The organism is Collinsella aerofaciens (assembly GCF_039836695.1).
Lineage (GTDB): Bacteria > Actinomycetota > Coriobacteriia > Coriobacteriales > Coriobacteriaceae > Collinsella > Collinsella aerofaciens_BD.
Window position 1 is genome coordinate 1 of record NZ_JBDPAC010000032.1, and the last position, 15,351, is coordinate 15,351.

General features: G+C 61.1%; 16 protein-coding genes. 15 read left to right on the plus strand and 1 reads right to left on the minus strand.

Annotated features, from left to right (window positions below; all coding sequences use genetic code 11):
• The first annotated feature begins 147 nt into the window (after nt 1-147).
• The 14 genes from alaS (at nt 148) to ABG996_RS10160 (ending at nt 13,343) form a co-directional block, all read left to right on the plus strand.
• The gene (alaS, locus tag ABG996_RS10095) at nt 148-2,805 is read left to right on the plus strand and encodes an alanine--tRNA ligase (protein ID WP_347479770.1); all 2,658 of its coding nucleotides are present in this window, start codon (nt 148-150) and stop codon (nt 2,803-2,805) included.
• A 17-nt stretch (nt 2,806-2,822) separates the two neighbouring features.
• Nucleotides 2,823-3,251: a Holliday junction resolvase RuvX gene (gene ruvX, locus ABG996_RS10100; protein WP_035138185.1), complete on the plus strand. Its 429-nt coding sequence runs from the start codon at nt 2,823-2,825 to the stop codon at nt 3,249-3,251.
• Nucleotides 3,244-4,677 carry an endolytic transglycosylase MltG gene (gene mltG / locus ABG996_RS10105; protein WP_347479769.1) on the plus strand — a complete coding sequence of 478 codons (1,434 nt, stop codon included), beginning with the start codon at nt 3,244-3,246 and terminating at the stop codon, nt 4,675-4,677. The genes ruvX and mltG overlap by 8 nt, the downstream gene beginning before the upstream one ends.
• A 2-nt stretch (nt 4,678-4,679) precedes the next feature.
• Nucleotides 4,680-5,177, plus strand: coding sequence for a YqeG family HAD IIIA-type phosphatase (locus ABG996_RS10110; RefSeq protein WP_117583452.1), 498 nt, complete (start codon nt 4,680-4,682; stop codon nt 5,175-5,177).
• Between the two features lie 8 nt (nt 5,178-5,185).
• A complete protein-coding gene (locus tag ABG996_RS10115) occupies nt 5,186-5,719 on the plus strand; it encodes a shikimate kinase (protein ID WP_250787099.1) in 534 nt (177 codons plus the stop codon).
• Nucleotides 5,716-6,825 carry a hypothetical protein gene (locus ABG996_RS10120; protein WP_347479768.1) on the plus strand — a complete coding sequence of 370 codons (1,110 nt, stop codon included), beginning with the start codon at nt 5,716-5,718 and terminating at the stop codon, nt 6,823-6,825. Before ABG996_RS10115 ends, ABG996_RS10120 begins: the two co-directional genes overlap by 4 nt.
• Nucleotides 6,826-6,957: 132 nt before the next feature.
• Nucleotides 6,958-8,088, plus strand: coding sequence for a M24 family metallopeptidase (locus tag ABG996_RS10125; RefSeq protein WP_347479767.1), 1,131 nt, complete (start codon nt 6,958-6,960; stop codon nt 8,086-8,088).
• A gap of 160 nt (nt 8,089-8,248) precedes the next feature.
• A complete protein-coding gene (efp, locus tag ABG996_RS10130) occupies nt 8,249-8,812 on the plus strand; it encodes an elongation factor P (protein WP_117806186.1) in 564 nt (187 codons plus the stop codon).
• Nucleotides 8,813-8,836: 24 nt separating this feature from the next.
• Nucleotides 8,837-9,199: an Asp23/Gls24 family envelope stress response protein gene (locus ABG996_RS10135; RefSeq protein WP_006233982.1), complete on the plus strand. Its 363-nt coding sequence runs from the start codon at nt 8,837-8,839 to the stop codon at nt 9,197-9,199.
• 3 nt (nt 9,200-9,202) lie between these two features.
• A complete protein-coding gene (nusB, locus tag ABG996_RS10140) occupies nt 9,203-9,787 on the plus strand; it encodes a transcription antitermination factor NusB (RefSeq protein ID WP_347479766.1) in 585 nt (194 codons plus the stop codon).
• A gap of 2 nt (nt 9,788-9,789) precedes the next feature.
• Complete coding sequence (locus ABG996_RS10145; RefSeq protein ID WP_347479765.1) at nt 9,790-10,029, plus strand: exodeoxyribonuclease VII small subunit; 240 nt, start codon at nt 9,790-9,792, stop codon at nt 10,027-10,029.
• Nucleotides 10,030-10,064: 35 nt separating this feature from the next.
• Nucleotides 10,065-10,868, plus strand: coding sequence for a TlyA family RNA methyltransferase (locus tag ABG996_RS10150; RefSeq protein ID WP_347479771.1), 804 nt, complete (start codon nt 10,065-10,067; stop codon nt 10,866-10,868).
• A complete protein-coding gene (locus ABG996_RS10155) occupies nt 10,865-11,725 on the plus strand; it encodes an NAD(+)/NADH kinase (RefSeq protein ID WP_035138200.1) in 861 nt (286 codons plus the stop codon). The genes ABG996_RS10150 and ABG996_RS10155 overlap by 4 nt, the downstream gene beginning before the upstream one ends.
• A complete protein-coding gene (locus ABG996_RS10160) occupies nt 11,715-13,343 on the plus strand; it encodes a DNA repair protein RecN (RefSeq protein ID WP_347479764.1) in 1,629 nt (542 codons plus the stop codon). The genes ABG996_RS10155 and ABG996_RS10160 overlap by 11 nt, the downstream gene beginning before the upstream one ends.
• 221 nt (nt 13,344-13,564) lie before the next feature.
• Here the strand turns inward: ABG996_RS10160 and ABG996_RS10165 are convergent, their stop codons facing one another.
• Nucleotides 13,565-14,422: a MurR/RpiR family transcriptional regulator gene (locus ABG996_RS10165; protein WP_347479763.1), complete on the minus strand. Its 858-nt coding sequence runs from the start codon at nt 14,420-14,422 to the stop codon at nt 13,565-13,567.
• Nucleotides 14,423-14,694: 272 nt separating this feature from the next.
• On the opposite strand from ABG996_RS10165, the gene ABG996_RS10170 reads away from it, so the two are divergent.
• Nucleotides 14,695-15,351: fructose PTS transporter subunit IIB (locus ABG996_RS10170; RefSeq protein WP_347500984.1), on the plus strand; the 657-nt coding region annotated here is incomplete at its 3' end.

Consider the following 15,351-nt stretch of genomic DNA (forward strand, 5'->3'; position numbering starts at 1 on the left):
TTTTTCAAAGAATTTGACTGTCCTAAATAACATGCACTTTCGCTGGAGGGTCGCTGTTTGGCGGCCCTCTTTTTTGCGCTGGGGCGGTGGGATGGTAATATCGTTACGTTTGAACTGTTTCGATGTGAAACCGAGGAGATTCCCTCTATGAGTGCTGACTACCCGTCAATGACTACGGCCGAGATTCGCTCCAAGTTCCTCAACTTCTTTGAGGAGCGCGGTCTTAAGCTCTATCCTTCTTCGTCCCTCGTCCCCGACGATCCTTCGCTGCTGCTTGCCAACGCCGGCATGAACCAGTTTAAGGAGTACTACCAGGGCAAGAAGACCATGAAGGAGATCGGCGCGATCTCCTGCCAGAAGTGCGTCCGCACCAATGACATCGACTGCATCGGCGAGGACGGCCGTCACCTGTCCTTCTTTGAGATGCTCGGCGACTTCTCCTTTGGCGGCGTCTCCAAGCAGCAGGCCTGCGCTTGGGCCTTTGAGCTCATCACCAAGGAGTTCAAGCTGCCGCTCGACCGCCTGTACTTCACCGTCTTTACCGAGGACGACGAGACCCACGACGTGTGGCGCTCCCTGGGCGTTGCCGAGGATCACATTTCGCGTCTGGGCGAGGACGACAACTTCTGGGCCGCTGGCCCCACCGGCCCCTGCGGTCCGTGCTCCGAGATCTACTTTGACATGGGCGAGGAGGTCGGTTGCGGCAGCCCCGACTGCAAGCCCGGCTGCGACTGCGACCGCTTCCTTGAGTTCTGGAACCTCGTGTTTACCCAGTACGATCGCCAGGAGGACGGCTCCATGCCGGAGCTGCCGCACCGCAACCTCGATACGGGCATGGGTCTGGAGCGCATGGCCGCTATCATGCAGCACAAGACCGCTAACTACGACGGCGATTTAATGCAGCACCTCATCAAACTCGGTGAGGAGATCAGCGGCAAGACCTATGACGCCGACGATTACTCCGGCGCCAGCCGCTCCCTGCGCATCATCGCCGACCACTCCCGTGCCGTCGACTTTATGATCTCGGACGGCATCCTGCCAGGTAACGAGGGCCGTGAGTACGTCCTTCGCCGCCTGCTCCGCCGTGCCGTGTTCCACGGTCGCCTGCTGGGCATCGAGGGCGCCTTCCTGACCAAGTTCATCGACGAGGTCAACGCTCAGATGGGCGAGGCCTATCCCGAGCTGCTCAAGAACGTCGCGCTCGTCAAGGGCATCGTCGCCTCCGAGGAGGAGCGTTTCTCCACGACGCTCGACAACGGCCGCGTTTACTTAGACGAGGCCCTGGCCGCGCTCGCCGACGGCGCCGTCCTTCCGGGCGACGTCGCGTTTAAGCTGCACGACACCTTTGGTTTCCCCATCGACCTGACCGTCGAGATCGCCGGCGCTGCTGGCCACGACGTCGACATGGACGGCTTCACCGCCTGCATGGAGGACCAGAAGGCACGCGCCCGCGCCAACGCCAAGGGCGACGCCTGGGGTAGCTTCAACGACGTGTGGGTCGAGCTTTCCGACAAGGTTGCCGCGACCGAATTCGACGGCTATGACAACGACGTCATTGAGGGCGCCAATGTTGTCGCCATCGTTCGCAACGGCGAGTCCGTCGAGTCCGTTGCCGCCGGCGAGGACGTTGAGGTCGTGCTCGACCGCACCCCGTTCTACGCCGAGATGGGTGGCCAGCAGGGCGACGCCGGTGAGCTTTCCGCCGAGGGCGTTGCGCTGACTGTTGCCGACACCAAGAACCACAACGGCCTGTATGCTCACGTCGCCCACGTTGCCGAAGGCACGCTGACCGTCGGCGCTACCGTGACTGCCGCGCTCGACGCCGAGCGCCGTGGCTTCCTGCGCCGCAACCACACCGCCACCCACCTGCTCGACGCCGCGCTTAAGCAGGTCCTGGGCGAGCATGTCTCCCAGGCCGGCTCGCTGGTGACGCCCGAGCATCTGCGCTTTGATTTCACGCACTTCGAGGCCCTGTCTTCCGAGCAGCTCAAGGCTGTCGAGGACCTGGTCAACCAGCAGATCTTCGCTTCCAAGCCGGTCGTGACCCGTGTCATGGGTATCGACGAGGCTAAGGCCGTCGGCGCTGTCGCACTGTTTGGCGAGAAGTACGGCGATGTCGTCCGCGTCGTCTCCGTGGGCGCCGAGGACCAGCCGTTCTCCCGAGAGCTCTGCGGTGGCACACACGCTGCCAACACCGCCGAGATCGGCCTGTTCAAGATCATTTCCGAGTCCTCCACGGGCTCGAATGTCCGCCGCATCGAGGCCGTGACCTCCAAGGGTGCTCTCGATTACATGGCCGACCGCCTGGCGCTCGTTGACGCCGCCGCCGCTGCGCTCAAGTGCCGCGTCGACGAGGTTCCCGCCCGCGTGGAGAACCTGCAGGCCGAGCTGCGCGAGACTTCCAACAAGCTCAAAAAGGCTCTGACCGGTGGCTCCTCCGACGCCATTTCCAGTGCCATCGAGGATGCCGTCGAGCTCGGCGGCTACAAGCTCGTCGTCGCCGAGCTCCAGGGCCTTGAGGCTGCCGACCTGCGCAACGTATGGGATACCGTGCATCAGAAGGTCGCCGGCCCTGTCGCTTGTGTCGTCGCCAGCGTGACTGAGAAGGGCACTCCGGCCCTGCTCGCTGCCGGCTCCGATGACGCCGTGAAGGCCGGGTTCCACGCCGGTAACGTGATCAAGCAGATCGCGGGCCTGGTCGACGGTCGCGGTGGCGGTCGTCCTAGCATGGCCCAGGCCGGTGGCAAGAATGCTGCCGGCATCGCCGATGCCCTCGCGGCCGCTAAGACCGCGCTCGGCGCCTAAGAATCTAAGAAGTCGCTGTGGTTGCGCTCGCGCTGGACATAGGGGAGACCAGGATTGGCATCGCCGTCTCGAGCCGTGATGGCAAGATGGCGATGCCTGTCAAGGTGCTTCCGGCTGCCGAGGTCACCGGTATGGCCAAGACGTTCCGCTACCTGGTTGAGGACTATGAGCCCGACATCCTGGTAAGCGGACGTCCCCTGACCATGGCCGGTGAGCCCGGCCCTCAGGCCGAGCGCGTTGCCGCTGTGGCGCAAAAGATTGCCGACGAGCTCGATCTTCCGTTGGAGTTTGAGGACGAGCGTCTGTCCTCGCAAGAGGCCAAGCGTATCCTGCGCGAGCAGGGACTCAACGAAAAGCAGATGAGGGGCAAGATCGACATGATTGCCGCCAGCCTGTTTTTGCAGACGTGGCTCGATCGTAAAAACGAGGAGGTTTCGCATGCCTAGTGCTTCCGATCCGCGCCAGCCGAATCGTACACAGCAGCCGGCGTCGCGCCCTGCCCAGCCTGGCCAGCGTCCGGCACAGCCGACGCAGCGCGCAGCTCAGCCTGCCGCGCGCCCGGCGCAGTCCTTCTCTCGTTCGGCCCAACCTGTTCAACGGACGGGTCAGCAGCCTTCTGCTCGTTCGGTTCAGCATTCGGCTTCTCACGCGGCTCAGCAGCCCACTGCTCGTACGGCCCAGCCTGCAGGCGGCACCCGCTTTAAGCAGCAGGCACCTACCCGGCGAACGCAGGCCCCCCAATCGCATTCGCATCACGCTCGCGGTTCGCATGGCGTTGCTCCGGCGACCCGCTCGAGCTACAACACGCATGCTCGTCGCGGTGCTCAAAAGAAAAGCTCCCCGGTGCCTATGATTATCGGTGGCGTTGTTGCCGTGCTTGCGCTTGTCGCGATCGTTTTCTTTGTCGTGCCAGCCGTCAAGGGCTTCTTTGGCGGTGAGGGTGCGAAAGTCGTTGCAGGCCAGCAGGTTACTATCACGATTCCCGATGGTGCCTCGGGTGACAGCATCGCTTCGATTCTCTCCGAGAATCATATCGTCGAAAATCCCAAGGATTATTATGCGGCGGTGAAAAAGCTCAACGCCGATATGTCGCTCAAGCCTGGTGATTATTCGTTCACCACACGCATGGATGCGACCAAGGTTGTTCAGCAGCTCATGGAAGGCCCCAACGCGGGCTCCAATGCGCTGACTATCCCTGAGGGCCTAACGGTCGATCAAGTCGCCGACCGTGTGGCCCAGGCCTACGACAGCATCTCTAAGGAAGACTTCCTCAACCAGGCCAAGGCCTCCAACTACGTTGACGACTATAGCTTCCTTAAGGGCGCCGCCAACGATTCGCTCGAGGGTTTCTTGTTCCCCAAGACCTATTCGCTGGGCGATTCGCCGACGGCCGATGACGTGATTCGCGCCATGCTCGATCAGTTTAAGACCGAGTACAAGTCGCTTGACTTTGCGAGCTGCGAAGCCAAGATCAAGGAACGCTACGGCGTGGAGATGTCCGACTACGACATCGTCAACTTGGCCTCTATCGTTGAGCGCGAGGGCCTCAACGCCGATCAACGTGCGCACGTGGCCTCGGTCTTCTACAACCGCCTTGCCGGCAAGCTCGACGGTCTGCGCTATCTCAACAGCGATGCGACCATGATGTATGTCACCGGTGGCGAGGTTACCGCCGACGACCTGCAGAGCGATAGTCCGTATAATACCTATAAACACGAGGGTCTGCCGCCCACGCCCATTTGCTCTCCGTCGCTCGAGGCGCTCAAGGCCACCCTTGAGCCGACCGACTCCGACGACCTGTATTTCTACATTACGCAGGACGAGGAGTATTTCTCGAAGACCTACGAAGAGCATCAACAGTCTTGGAATTGATCATGAGGATTTTTAGCCCCAAACGATATGTTGCCTCGGTCGATCGCATCGACCTCGATACCCTCTGGGCCGATGGTAAGCGCGCCATTCTGCTCGACCGCGACAACACACTGGTGCCGCGCGATACCGAGCAGGTGCCCGCTGCGGTCTCTGCTTGGCTCGAGGCCGCCCATGCCAAGGGCTTCAAGCTGTGCATGGTGTCCAATAACTGGCATCGCGATCAGGTCATGGCGTCGGCGCGCGAGCTGGGGCTCGAGGCCATCAGCCACGCCATGAAGCCGGCGCCGTTTGCCCTCAAGGCGGGTCTTAAGCGCCTCGGCGCCACGGCCGACGAGGCGGTGCTGATCGGTGATCAGCTCTACACGGACGTGTGGAGCGGCAACTTCGCCGGCGTCGATACCATCTTGGTTAAGCCGCAGGCGACGCAGGACCTGTGGTATACGCAGATCTTCCGTATCTTTGAGCGCCGGGCCCTGCGCGACCTTCCCTGCGAGGAATAGGTCTCGTCATGTCCCAGCACACCAAACACGGCTGCGACCATATCTTCTTTATCGGCTTTTTGGGCGCGGGCAAATCGACGCTCGCGCGCAACGTCGGCACCATGTTCAAGCGGCGTTTTATCGATACCGACCGCCTGGTCGTGCGCCGTTGCGGCAAGTCGGTAACCGAGATTTTTGAGACCGAGGGTGAGGGTCGTTTTCGCGAGCTCGAGACCTCGGCGCTCCGTTCGCTCCAAAGCGAGCGCAGCCTGTTGGTTTCGTGCGGGGGCGGTATCGTCGAAACGCCGGTGAATATTGAGCTGATGCACGAAATGGGTACGTGCGTGTACCTCGAGGGCGACTTTGAGGATTCGATTCGCCAGATTCGTCGGTCCGACACGCGCCCCGATTTCCGCTCGCCCGAGCATGCCGCGCGCCTGTTTGAGCATCGCCGTCCGCTGTATCGCCAGGCCGCCGACCTTACCCTTGATATTCGCAACAAGTCCTTCGAGGACGTTTCCTACCTTTGTGCCGAGATGCTTTTGGAGCGTGGGCTGCTATGATTCGCCGTCAACTGATCAATTTCCAAAACCGCAGTGTCGATGTCCGCGTCGGATTGGGCGCGTTCGATGAGCTGTCGCGCATGTTTTCCTCGGCTGTGGGCAAGCCTAAGCGCGCGATGGTGGTTTGGAACGACGCCACATCCGAGCGTTTTGGTGAGGTCGTCGAGCATGCTCTGGTCGACGCCGGTTTTGCCGTGTCGCTGCTAGTCCTTGAGCTTTCGCCTGCTGGTGCCACGCTGGCCGATGCCGATGCGATCTTTGGCGCCCTGTCTGCCAACGGCATTACCTGCGACGATCTGGTTGTCGCCGTTGGCGATGCCGCAACCTGCTCGGTTGTTAGCTGGTGCGCCAACCAGTGGTGTGGCCGAACCGAGTGCGCGCTGCTGCCGACGACCTTCGACGCCATGCTCACGGTCGCGACGACCATGAAGCCGCTCGTCGCCTCGTCGGCCAATGCGCTTCCCGCTATCGCGTTCCGTCCCGAACCGGGCTTGGTCGTGTGTGACCTCGACCTTGTTCGCGAGGCGAACCCCGAGGACCTCAAGCTCGGCTATGCGGTACTCGTTGGCACCATGCTTTCGAGCAGCAAGTCCCGCTGGAATCAGTTTACTGAGACCGTCCCCGAGATTCTCGCGGGCGAGGAGGTCGCGCTCGTCAACGCCGTTCAATGGTCTCAGACTGCTCGCAAGGACGTACTGATGGCCACGAACCCGAGCGCCCGCCATGCGCTCGATTTTGGCAAGACGGGGGAGCGTACCTTGCGCGCTTGCTTGGGCGATGCCGCTTCGCAGGTCCCTGCCTATCAGCTGTTATCCGAGGGCATGCGCTTTGAGGCGCGCCTAGCACATGATGCCTGCGACTTTGATATCGATTACGTCTTTGAGGTCGATGACTGTCTGGAGGACTTTGGTATCGAGGAACTTGCCTTCGACCTGGAGCCTGCCGCATATATCGAGGAGTTCCGCAAGCAGCAGTTCGCTCGCTCGAATCGCAGCATGCTGCCGCTGCCCGCAGCACTCGGTGCCATTCGCCTAACGAGCGTCGAGGACGAGGTTCTTGAGCGCCATGCTCACGCCTACTTGGCTTCTCGCAAAGAACTTCTCTAAGATTTATTGACTTCCATCGTCTTTCGTATCATGTTGAGGGGCGGGTTTTCAATCGGTTGCGGATCGCATGCGATTCCGTCGTTCGGTTGAGACCCGTCCCGTCTATATGGAGACAACAAGAAAGGAATCTGCATGTCTGAGTTTGCTGCCGGTCCTGCCGGTCGTATCGAGCGTGTCCGTGCCCTGATGGCCGAGCGTGGCTACGACGCCATCGTGGTGCGCGACGAGGCCAACCTTCGTTGGCTTACGGGCGTGAAGGGCGTCTTCGACTACACCTTCGAGTTCCCGCACGCTGCGTTTATTACGGTCGACCAGTGCCTGTTCCACACCGACTCGCGCTACCTCAACAGCTTTGAGGAGAACACGCCCGCCGGCAGCCCCTGGGTCTACGACATGGACGAGGGCACCATCCCCGGTTGGGTCGCCGGCAAGATCGCAGCCAACAAGTGCCGCGTCTGCGCTGTCGAGGACGATATGCAGATCAACTTCTACCAGGGCATTCAGCGTGGTCTGGAGGATCGTTCCGTCGCCTGTATGTTGCCGCTGATGCATGACGACATCCGCAAGATGCGCGCCATCAAGGACGCCGAGGAGATCGAGCTCATGCGCCATGCGCAGTCGATCACAGATGCCGCCTTCCAGCACATGCTCGGCTTCATTAAGCCCGGTATGACCGAGAAGCAGGTTCGCAACGAGCTCGAGAACTTTATGTTCGCCAACGGCGCCGACAGCCTGGCCTTCGGCTCCATTGTGGCGAGCGGTCCCAACACCGCCAATCCGCATGCCGTGCCGAGCGATCGCGTGATCGAGAAGGGCGACTTTGTCCTCATGGATTATGGCGCGGGCTACTGCGATTACCGCTCCGACATGACACGCACCGTCGTGATGGGCGAGCCCACGCAGGAGCAGCTCGACCTGTACGCGCTCGTGCGCCGTACGCACGAGGAGTGCGTCGCCGCCATTCATCCGGGCGTCGAGGGCAACGACATCTACAAGCTCTCCAAGAAGATCATCGGCGATGCCGGCTATGGCGATTACTATAATCATGGCCTGGGCCACGGCGTCGGTATCGACATCCATGAGCTGCCCAACTTCAACCGCAGCAAGAACACCATCGAGATCGGCTCGGTTGTCACCATGGAGCCCGGCGTCTACTTGCCCGGCGTGGGCGGCGTGCGCCTGGAGGACTACGGCGTGGTCACCGAGAACGGCTACGAGCCCTTCACTAAGACCCCGCATGACCTGCACGTTATCGATTGCTAGTCTACTTCGGTAGATAGTTTGGGGCGGGGCGTCCGGATCGATTCGGACGCCCCGCGTTCTCTTTTTATGCGCTCGCTGCAGGTGCCGTCTGCAAGTGTATAATTTCTGTCGTATGTAATTTGGACGCCTGTGCGTCCTGCCCATAACAAGAAAGGTCGCTATGCCTACCATTTCTACCGCCGACTTCAAGAACGGCCTCGGTCTCCGCATCAAGGACAAGGTCTACACCATCGTCGAGTTCCAGCATGTCAAGCCGGGCAAGGGCGGCGCGTTTGTGCGCTACAAGACCCGCGACATCAAGAGCGGCCGCGTCGTCGAGAACACCTGCAACGCCGGCACCAAGTTCGAGAGCGTTATGCTCACCACCCGTGAGTTCCAGTACCTCTACAACGATGGCGCCGACTACATCTTCATGGACAATGAGACCTATGAGCAGGTTCCCGTTCCCGAGGACATGGTGGGCGAGAACTCCAAGTGGCTGCGCGAGAACGACATCTGCCAGCTGCTCTTTGCCGACGATGAGCTCATGGGCGTGACCCCGCCGATGTTCATCGAGACCACCATCGTCCAGACCGACCCGGGCTTTAAGGGCGACACCGTCCAGGGTTCCACCAAGCCGGCCACGATCGACACCGGCGCTGTCATCCAGGTCCCCATGTACCTCAACGAGGGCGAGGTCATCAAGGTTGACACCCGCGACGGCAAGTTCGTCTCCCGCGTCTAGCAACCAACTCTTCTAGGAGGACTCATGCCCCAGGAAATCAAGATTGACGGCATCGGCATTTCGCCCGATGTTCTGACCGCCATCGTCTCGCGCGCCGTGTCGGATGTCGAGGGCATCGCCTCCGTTGGCGTCAAGGACCTTGCCACCAACCTTGTCTCCATGATGCTCTCGTCCAAGGCCCCGGCTTCCGAGCCGGCGGTCGAGGCCGAGGTCGTCGGCGACAAGCTCGCACTAACCGTGCGTGTCGTGGTGTTCTTTGGCTATCCGTTCAAGAAACTCGCCGAGGCCGTTCGCGCCGCCGTGGTCGCCGCCATCGATGCCCAGGTGGGCGTCGAGGTCGAGCGCGTTGACGTTTGCATCGACGGCCTCGTTTTCCCCAAGGAGTAACCTTTGAGCCTTAAGGTTTATCGCGGGCGCACGCTTGCCCGCAGTCAGGCGCTGCAGCTGCTGTTCCAGGCCGAGGCCACGGACAGCCCGCTCGAGCGCGTCCTCGAGGGTGATTTCCTGATCTCGAAGGGTCCCCTCGATCCCTATGCGCTGGAGCTGTGCCGCGGTGCCTATGAGCATATCGATCGCATCGACTGCGCTCTGCGCTCCGTTGCCAAGAACTGGGATCTTATGCGCATGCCCGGCGCCGACCGCAATCTGCTGCGTATCGCCGTTTACGAGATGCGTTTCCTCACCGACGAGGAGGTCTCGGACGCCATCGTGATCAACGAGGCCGTCGAGCTTGCCAAGGCCTATGGCACCGACCAGTCCGCGTCGTTCGTCAACGGCGTGCTGGGCAAGATCGCTCGCAGCGAGGAGCTGCCGGGCGAGGACCTGTATCAAGAGCTGCTGGCCGAAGATCGCGCTCGCGAGGAGGCACAGGCTGCCGAGGCTGCCGCCAAGGTTGCGGTTGCCCAGGCTGAGGCTGACGTGCTGGCCGAGGATGCGGACGCCGCCGAGGCTGTTGTCGACTCCGTCGAGGAGTAGCCATGCCAGAGGGTTCCGTCCGCAACTTCGACGAGATCTCGGAGCGTCTGGACCAGATAATCGCTACCGTTCGCTCCAAGGATACGTCCTTGGAGCGTTCACTCGATCTGTTTGACGAAGCGATTGAGCTGGGCTCCCGCGCGGTCGATATGGTCGACAAGTTTGAGCTGACGCCGCGAGAAGCCGACAAGCTCGAGCAGGAATACGATGAGGATGCGGCAAACGAATCCCAGGATAGCTAGGCCGCATCTCCGGATACGAATGGTTGATGGCATTCATGAAACGCGTGCGTCTTGATGACGAACTGATTTCACAGGGCATCTGCGCCGATCGCGCGGATGCCCTTCGCACTCTTATGGCCGGCTTGGTCTCGAGTGGCGGCGAGCGCTTGACTTCGCCGGGCCTTAAGGTAACCCCGGGCCTGCCGTTGCACGTGAAGGGGCGCATTCCATATGTTGGCCGCGGCGGTCTTAAGCTCGAAGGCGCGCTTGATGCGTTTGGTATCAATCCGACGGGCCTTGCCTGTCTGGATGTGGGCTGCTCTACCGGCGGCTTTACCGATTGCCTGCTCAAGCGCGGAGCTGCGACCGTTGTCTCGGTGGACGTGGGTCGCGCCCAGTTCGATTGGTCGTTGCGTCAGGACGATCGCGTGACGCTGCATGAGCGCACAAACGTGACGCAGCTGCCTGAGCTTGGCTATGCCGGCGCCATCGACCTGGCAGTGTGTGATGTCTCGTTTACCAGCATCGGGAACATTATCGATGCGGTGCTGGCGTGCCTGGCGCCTACGGGTGCATTCTGCACGCTCGTAAAGCCGCAGTTTGAGGCTCCGGCGGCGCTGGTGGGCGAGGGCGGCATTGTGACCGATCCCGCCGTGCGCCGCGATACACTCGTGGCGGCGGTTGAACTCTTTGCTGCCAAGGGCCTCTTCCCGGTCGATGTGTGCGTGTCACCCATTCATGGTGCCAAGGGCAACGTTGAGTTTTTCCTGTACGGCACGAGATTTGAATCTGGCGACCGCTCGCAAGACGTGCTGCAATCCCAGGTATCGGTTTTGAGCGAGAAAGCTGCAACGCTATGAAGGTCTTTCTGGTTCCCAATTACTACAAGCAAGAGGCGGTCGAGAGTGGCCTGATGCTCGAGCTTTGGCTGACGCGCCAGGGCTATGAGGTCGCATGGGCTGCCGACCAGCGATCGAAGATTCAAAGCACGCCTGATATCGACGGCTCCGATCTGGTCATTACGCTCGGCGGCGACGGTACGTTGCTGCGCGCTGCCCGCATCCTCAACCATCGCGAGATTCCTATCCTCGGTCTTTCCTATGGTCACCTGGGTTTTTTAACTGCTGCGAGCCCCGAGGAGCGCGACATTCTGCAGGTCGTGAGTGATGCCCTTTCCGGCGAGCTGCATGTGAGCCGTCGCGCTACCATCGCCGCGGATATCGTGTCCGTGCGCGAAGACGGTACGAAGGATGTCGTGCGCACCTTCGCCCTCAACGACATGGCGCTTACGCGCGGCCCCCTGTCCGATATGGTCGAGTTTGACATCACGGTGTCCGGTCACCATATCGACCGCCTACGCGGTGACGGTGTCGTCGTTTCGACGGCGACTGGTTCTACGGGCTACGCGCTTTCCGCCGGTGGCCCCATCGTGAGCCCCGACTATACGGGCATGGTCTGCGTACCCATTGCGCCGCACACCATTCAGGCCCGTGCCTTCTTGACTTCGCCGAGTGATGTCGTCGAAATCTTTATGTCTGATGACCGTCCGAGCGTTCCGGCGATCGCTATCGATGGACAGTTTATTACCTGTGATGGCACCGTTGAGAGCGTGGCGGTGCGTCGTGGGCCCGGTGATGTGCTGCTGCTGGATTACGGCCCCGAGAGCTTCTATAACTCGGTGAGCCGCGTATTCTACGGAGTCCGTCATGATCGATGAGCTGCAGGTTTCTAACATTGCACTCATTCGCGAGGCGACGCTGGTGCCGAGTGCCGGCCTGACTGTCCTGACCGGTGAGACCGGCGCCGGCAAGACTGCGCTGCTCTCGGCGCTCAAGCTTATTTTGGGTGAGCGCGCGGATTCGTCGACGGTGCGCGAGGGCGAGGCGCTGGCGAGCGTCGAGGCGCGGCTGTTTGACGGCCCGCACGACACGGAAGGCTTCACGGTCCAGCGCAGCCTTTCTGCCGAGGGCCGCAGCCGCGTGAAGATTGACGGCCGCATCGCCAGTGTGCGCGAGCTTTCGGAGCGCGTTGGTGTGATGATGGATCTGTGCGGCCAGCACGAGCACCAGCGCTTGCTCGATCCGGCGCATCACGTTGCGATGGTCGATGCCTGGGCGGGGCGCCCGGCACTCGAGGCGCTGGATGCGTACCGTGTCTGCTTTAAAGCATCGCGCGCTGCCGCCAAGGAGGTTCGACGTGTCGAAGAGGCCTCGCGTGCACAGGGGAGCCGCGTCGAGGAGGCGCGCTTTGCGCTCGAGCGCATCAGCGAGGTCGACCCCAAGCCGGGTGAGTATGAGGAACTCGAGGAACTGCTGCCGCGCTCCGAACATGCCGAGGTACTGGTTGCCACGGCTAACGATGCCCATGCATCGCTTGCCGCCGAAGGGGGAGCGCTCGATGCCGTGAACAGTGCCGTGGCGGAGCTTTCCCGAATGGCTACCGTCGATCGCAAACTGGGCTACATTGCCGATGCACTTTCGGATGCCTGCATCTCTCTTGAGGATTGCGCGAACGAGCTTCGTTCCTATCGCGATGGGGTCGCCTTCGATCCTCGCGAGCTCGCTCGCATGCGCGAGCGGTTTTCCGACCTCAAGGGCCTGCTGCGTCAGTGGGGTCCGACCATGGACGATGTCTTTGCCATGCGCGACCGCTCACAAGAGCTGCTGTCGCTGGTCGATGATGGCGATGAACAGATCAAAAAGGCGCATGAGGCACTCGGGAGCGCCGAGCGCGAGCTGTTCGCTGCTGCCAGGGCACTTAAGCGCGCTCGCAATACGGCGGCCCCGCGCTTCTGCCACGAGGTCGGCCGCCAGATGGCTCGCTTGGAGATGGGCGGCGCCGAGCTCGTCTGGGAGTCGCGCGATCTTCCCCGTGCTGAGTGGACGCCCGTTGGTCCTTCGAGCTACGAGCTGCTATACCGCAGCGGTGCCGGCTTGACGCCACGTCCCCTGCGCCGCATTGCGTCGGGCGGCGAGCTGAGCCGCGTCATGCTGGCAAGCAAGGTTGTCCTCGGTAACGCGGACGGTGTCGATACGCTGGTATTCGACGAGGTCGATGCTGGTGTCGGTGGCTCCACGGCGCGTGCGCTCGCGGGCGTGCTGGCAGATCTCGCCGCTACGCATCAGGTGATTGTCGTAACCCACTTGGCGCAGGTCGCCGTCATGGCTGACAAGCATTATGTCGTCAGCAAGGAACCGGGCGATGTTCCCCAGACGCATTTGGACGAGGTAATCGGCGAAGCGCGTACCGCCGAGATCGCCCGCATGTTGAGCGGCGATCAGTCCGAGGCAAGCCTGGCGCACGCCAGGCAGATGCTTGCGGAGGCGCGTGCCTAGGCCGAGTCGCCACACGCATGTCCAACCCGGCCGCCACGAAACGGGTCCATCTACTACGTTTGGTAGGGCATCGGCAACCACGCCGAGAATTGCAAAAAGAAAACCGCAGGTAGAACGCCTGCGGTTTTCTCTATTTTGGGTGTATGGTTGGCGGTTGCGGTTAAAACGTAGTGGATGGGCGGGTTTCGTGGCGAGGGGCGTCTATCGGCTCCCCAATTTACCTACTCAACGACCTTATCCGGCTGGATGAGCTCCTCGTAGTAGCTGATATGCTCGCGAGCGTCTTCAATCTCGGGCAGCAGGAAGTTGTAGATGACTTCGATGATCATCGTGGCGCTGATCTTGGAGAACGCGAAGTCACCCGTTGTCAGCAGCGCTTCGTGATTGACGGTATTAAAGGTGTAGTCGGCGAGGCGCGCAAGTGGAGACTTGCTATCGCTGCTGATGACGACCACGGTTGCGCCGCAGTCGCGAGCCGCTTTTGCCATGCGATTCAGTCGGCGCGATTTGCCGGAGTTTGAGATAAGCACGATGACGTCACCCGGTCGTAACGTTAGCGCAAAGCCGATTGATGTCTCGCTAATGGTGCTCGCCATGCAGCGCAGGCCCAGCTGCGAAAACTTAAAAGTCGCATCGAGCGCGACCGCGTTCGTATTGCCCACAGCTGCAAACTCAATAACCCCTGCATGCTTAAGGGCATGCACAACACCCGCTAGCGTATCGTGGTCGATTCCGTCGATGGTCGCATTAAGCTCGCTCACCTTGGCAGCCAGGATGTTTTTGAGGCTCTGCTCCATATTGTCGAGCGAGACCTCGTCGGTCAGGCCCTCGTTGCGCTGGCTTTCCAAATCCCTCGCCAACGAAAACTGAAAGCTGCGGAAGCTACCGAAGCCCAGCTTGCGGCAGAAGCGCGAAACGGTCGCCTCGGACGTGGCGGCGGCGCGCGAGAGCTGAGCCGCCGTGAGGCGTGGCGCCTCGGACTGGTGCTCCAATATATAGTCGACAATGCGCTGCTCGGACTCGCTGTATCCCTGGTGGGTACTAATGAGGGAAAGTGCGCTCTTGCTACTATCGGTCATGGATGGCTCCTGGTTGGCATGAAAATCTAATTTGATTCGCAATGCCATAGTATACGGGCATTTTCAATTACAAGATACACCTTGCCGTTTCAAGTGTTGATGGTAAACTTTCACTTACCGTTTACGGTTATGAAAGAACCTTTCACCGGAGAATTGCACCTTGTCTCTTCTCACGCGGACGGTAGGTTGGTATCTTTCAGTTGTGGAAAAACGCGCATCGAAGCGCGTGTAGGGGAGCGCCCGCGGGCGCTGTACTCAAGAAGGAGGGACACATGGCTAAGTTTGACATCATCGCCGCGACCGGTTGCCCGACCGGCATTGCGCACACCTTCATGGCGAAGGAGGCGCTGGAGAAGGCAGCTGCCGAGCGCGGTCTGACCATTAAGGTCGAGACTCATGGCCAGGTCGGTGTCGAGAACGAGCTCACCAAGAGTGAGATCGCTGGTGCCAAGGCCGTCGTCGTCGCAGCCGACAAGGATGTCCAGGCTGAGCGTTTCGCCGGCAAGCCCATGGTTTCCGTTGGTGTTTCCAAGGCCCTGTCCGTTGAGGCCGCCGGTAAGCTGATTGACCGCGCGCTCGCCGCCAAGGGCGACAGCACGGTTGCAGCCGCTGCCGATGTCGAGGACGAGGTCGAGGAGAAGGAGTCCATCGGCCACATCATCTACAAGCACCTCATGAACGGCGTCAGCCACATGCTGGTCTTCGTCGTTGCTGGTGGTGTTCTGACCGCCGTTTCGTTCCTGTGGGGCATTACGTCCTTCGATTCGACGGCGTCTGACTACAACAGCTTTGCTGCGATGCTCAAGATCATCGGCGGCATCGCCATGAACCTCATGGTTCCGGTGCTTTCCGCCTACATCGCCGAGTCCATCGGCAAGCGCCCGGCGCTCGTCCCCGGCTTTGTTGCTGGTATGATCGCCATCCAGGGC

What these genes read in the sequence shown, in the direction of transcription:
- ABG996_RS10165 (WP_347479763.1), bottom strand. Translation starts at nt 14,422, where the DNA reads ATGACCGATAGTAGCAAGAGCGCACTTTCCCTCATTAGTACCCACCAG.
- ABG996_RS10115 (WP_250787099.1), top strand. Translation starts at nt 5,186, where the DNA reads ATGTCCCAGCACACCAAACACGGCTGCGACCATATCTTCTTTATCGGC.
- ABG996_RS10135 (WP_006233982.1), top strand. Translation starts at nt 8,837, where the DNA reads ATGCCCCAGGAAATCAAGATTGACGGCATCGGCATTTCGCCCGATGTT.
- mltG (WP_347479769.1), top strand. Translation starts at nt 3,244, where the DNA reads ATGCCTAGTGCTTCCGATCCGCGCCAGCCGAATCGTACACAGCAGCCG.
- ABG996_RS10150 (WP_347479771.1), top strand. Translation starts at nt 10,065, where the DNA reads ATGAAACGCGTGCGTCTTGATGACGAACTGATTTCACAGGGCATCTGC.
- ABG996_RS10145 (WP_347479765.1), top strand. Translation starts at nt 9,790, where the DNA reads ATGCCAGAGGGTTCCGTCCGCAACTTCGACGAGATCTCGGAGCGTCTG.
- ABG996_RS10125 (WP_347479767.1), top strand. Translation starts at nt 6,958, where the DNA reads ATGTCTGAGTTTGCTGCCGGTCCTGCCGGTCGTATCGAGCGTGTCCGT.
- ABG996_RS10120 (WP_347479768.1), top strand. Translation starts at nt 5,716, where the DNA reads ATGATTCGCCGTCAACTGATCAATTTCCAAAACCGCAGTGTCGATGTC.
- alaS (WP_347479770.1), top strand. Translation starts at nt 148, where the DNA reads ATGAGTGCTGACTACCCGTCAATGACTACGGCCGAGATTCGCTCCAAG.
- ABG996_RS10110 (WP_117583452.1), top strand. Translation starts at nt 4,680, where the DNA reads ATGAGGATTTTTAGCCCCAAACGATATGTTGCCTCGGTCGATCGCATC.
- efp (WP_117806186.1), top strand. Translation starts at nt 8,249, where the DNA reads ATGCCTACCATTTCTACCGCCGACTTCAAGAACGGCCTCGGTCTCCGC.
- ABG996_RS10160 (WP_347479764.1), top strand. Translation starts at nt 11,715, where the DNA reads ATGATCGATGAGCTGCAGGTTTCTAACATTGCACTCATTCGCGAGGCG.
- ABG996_RS10155 (WP_035138200.1), top strand. Translation starts at nt 10,865, where the DNA reads ATGAAGGTCTTTCTGGTTCCCAATTACTACAAGCAAGAGGCGGTCGAG.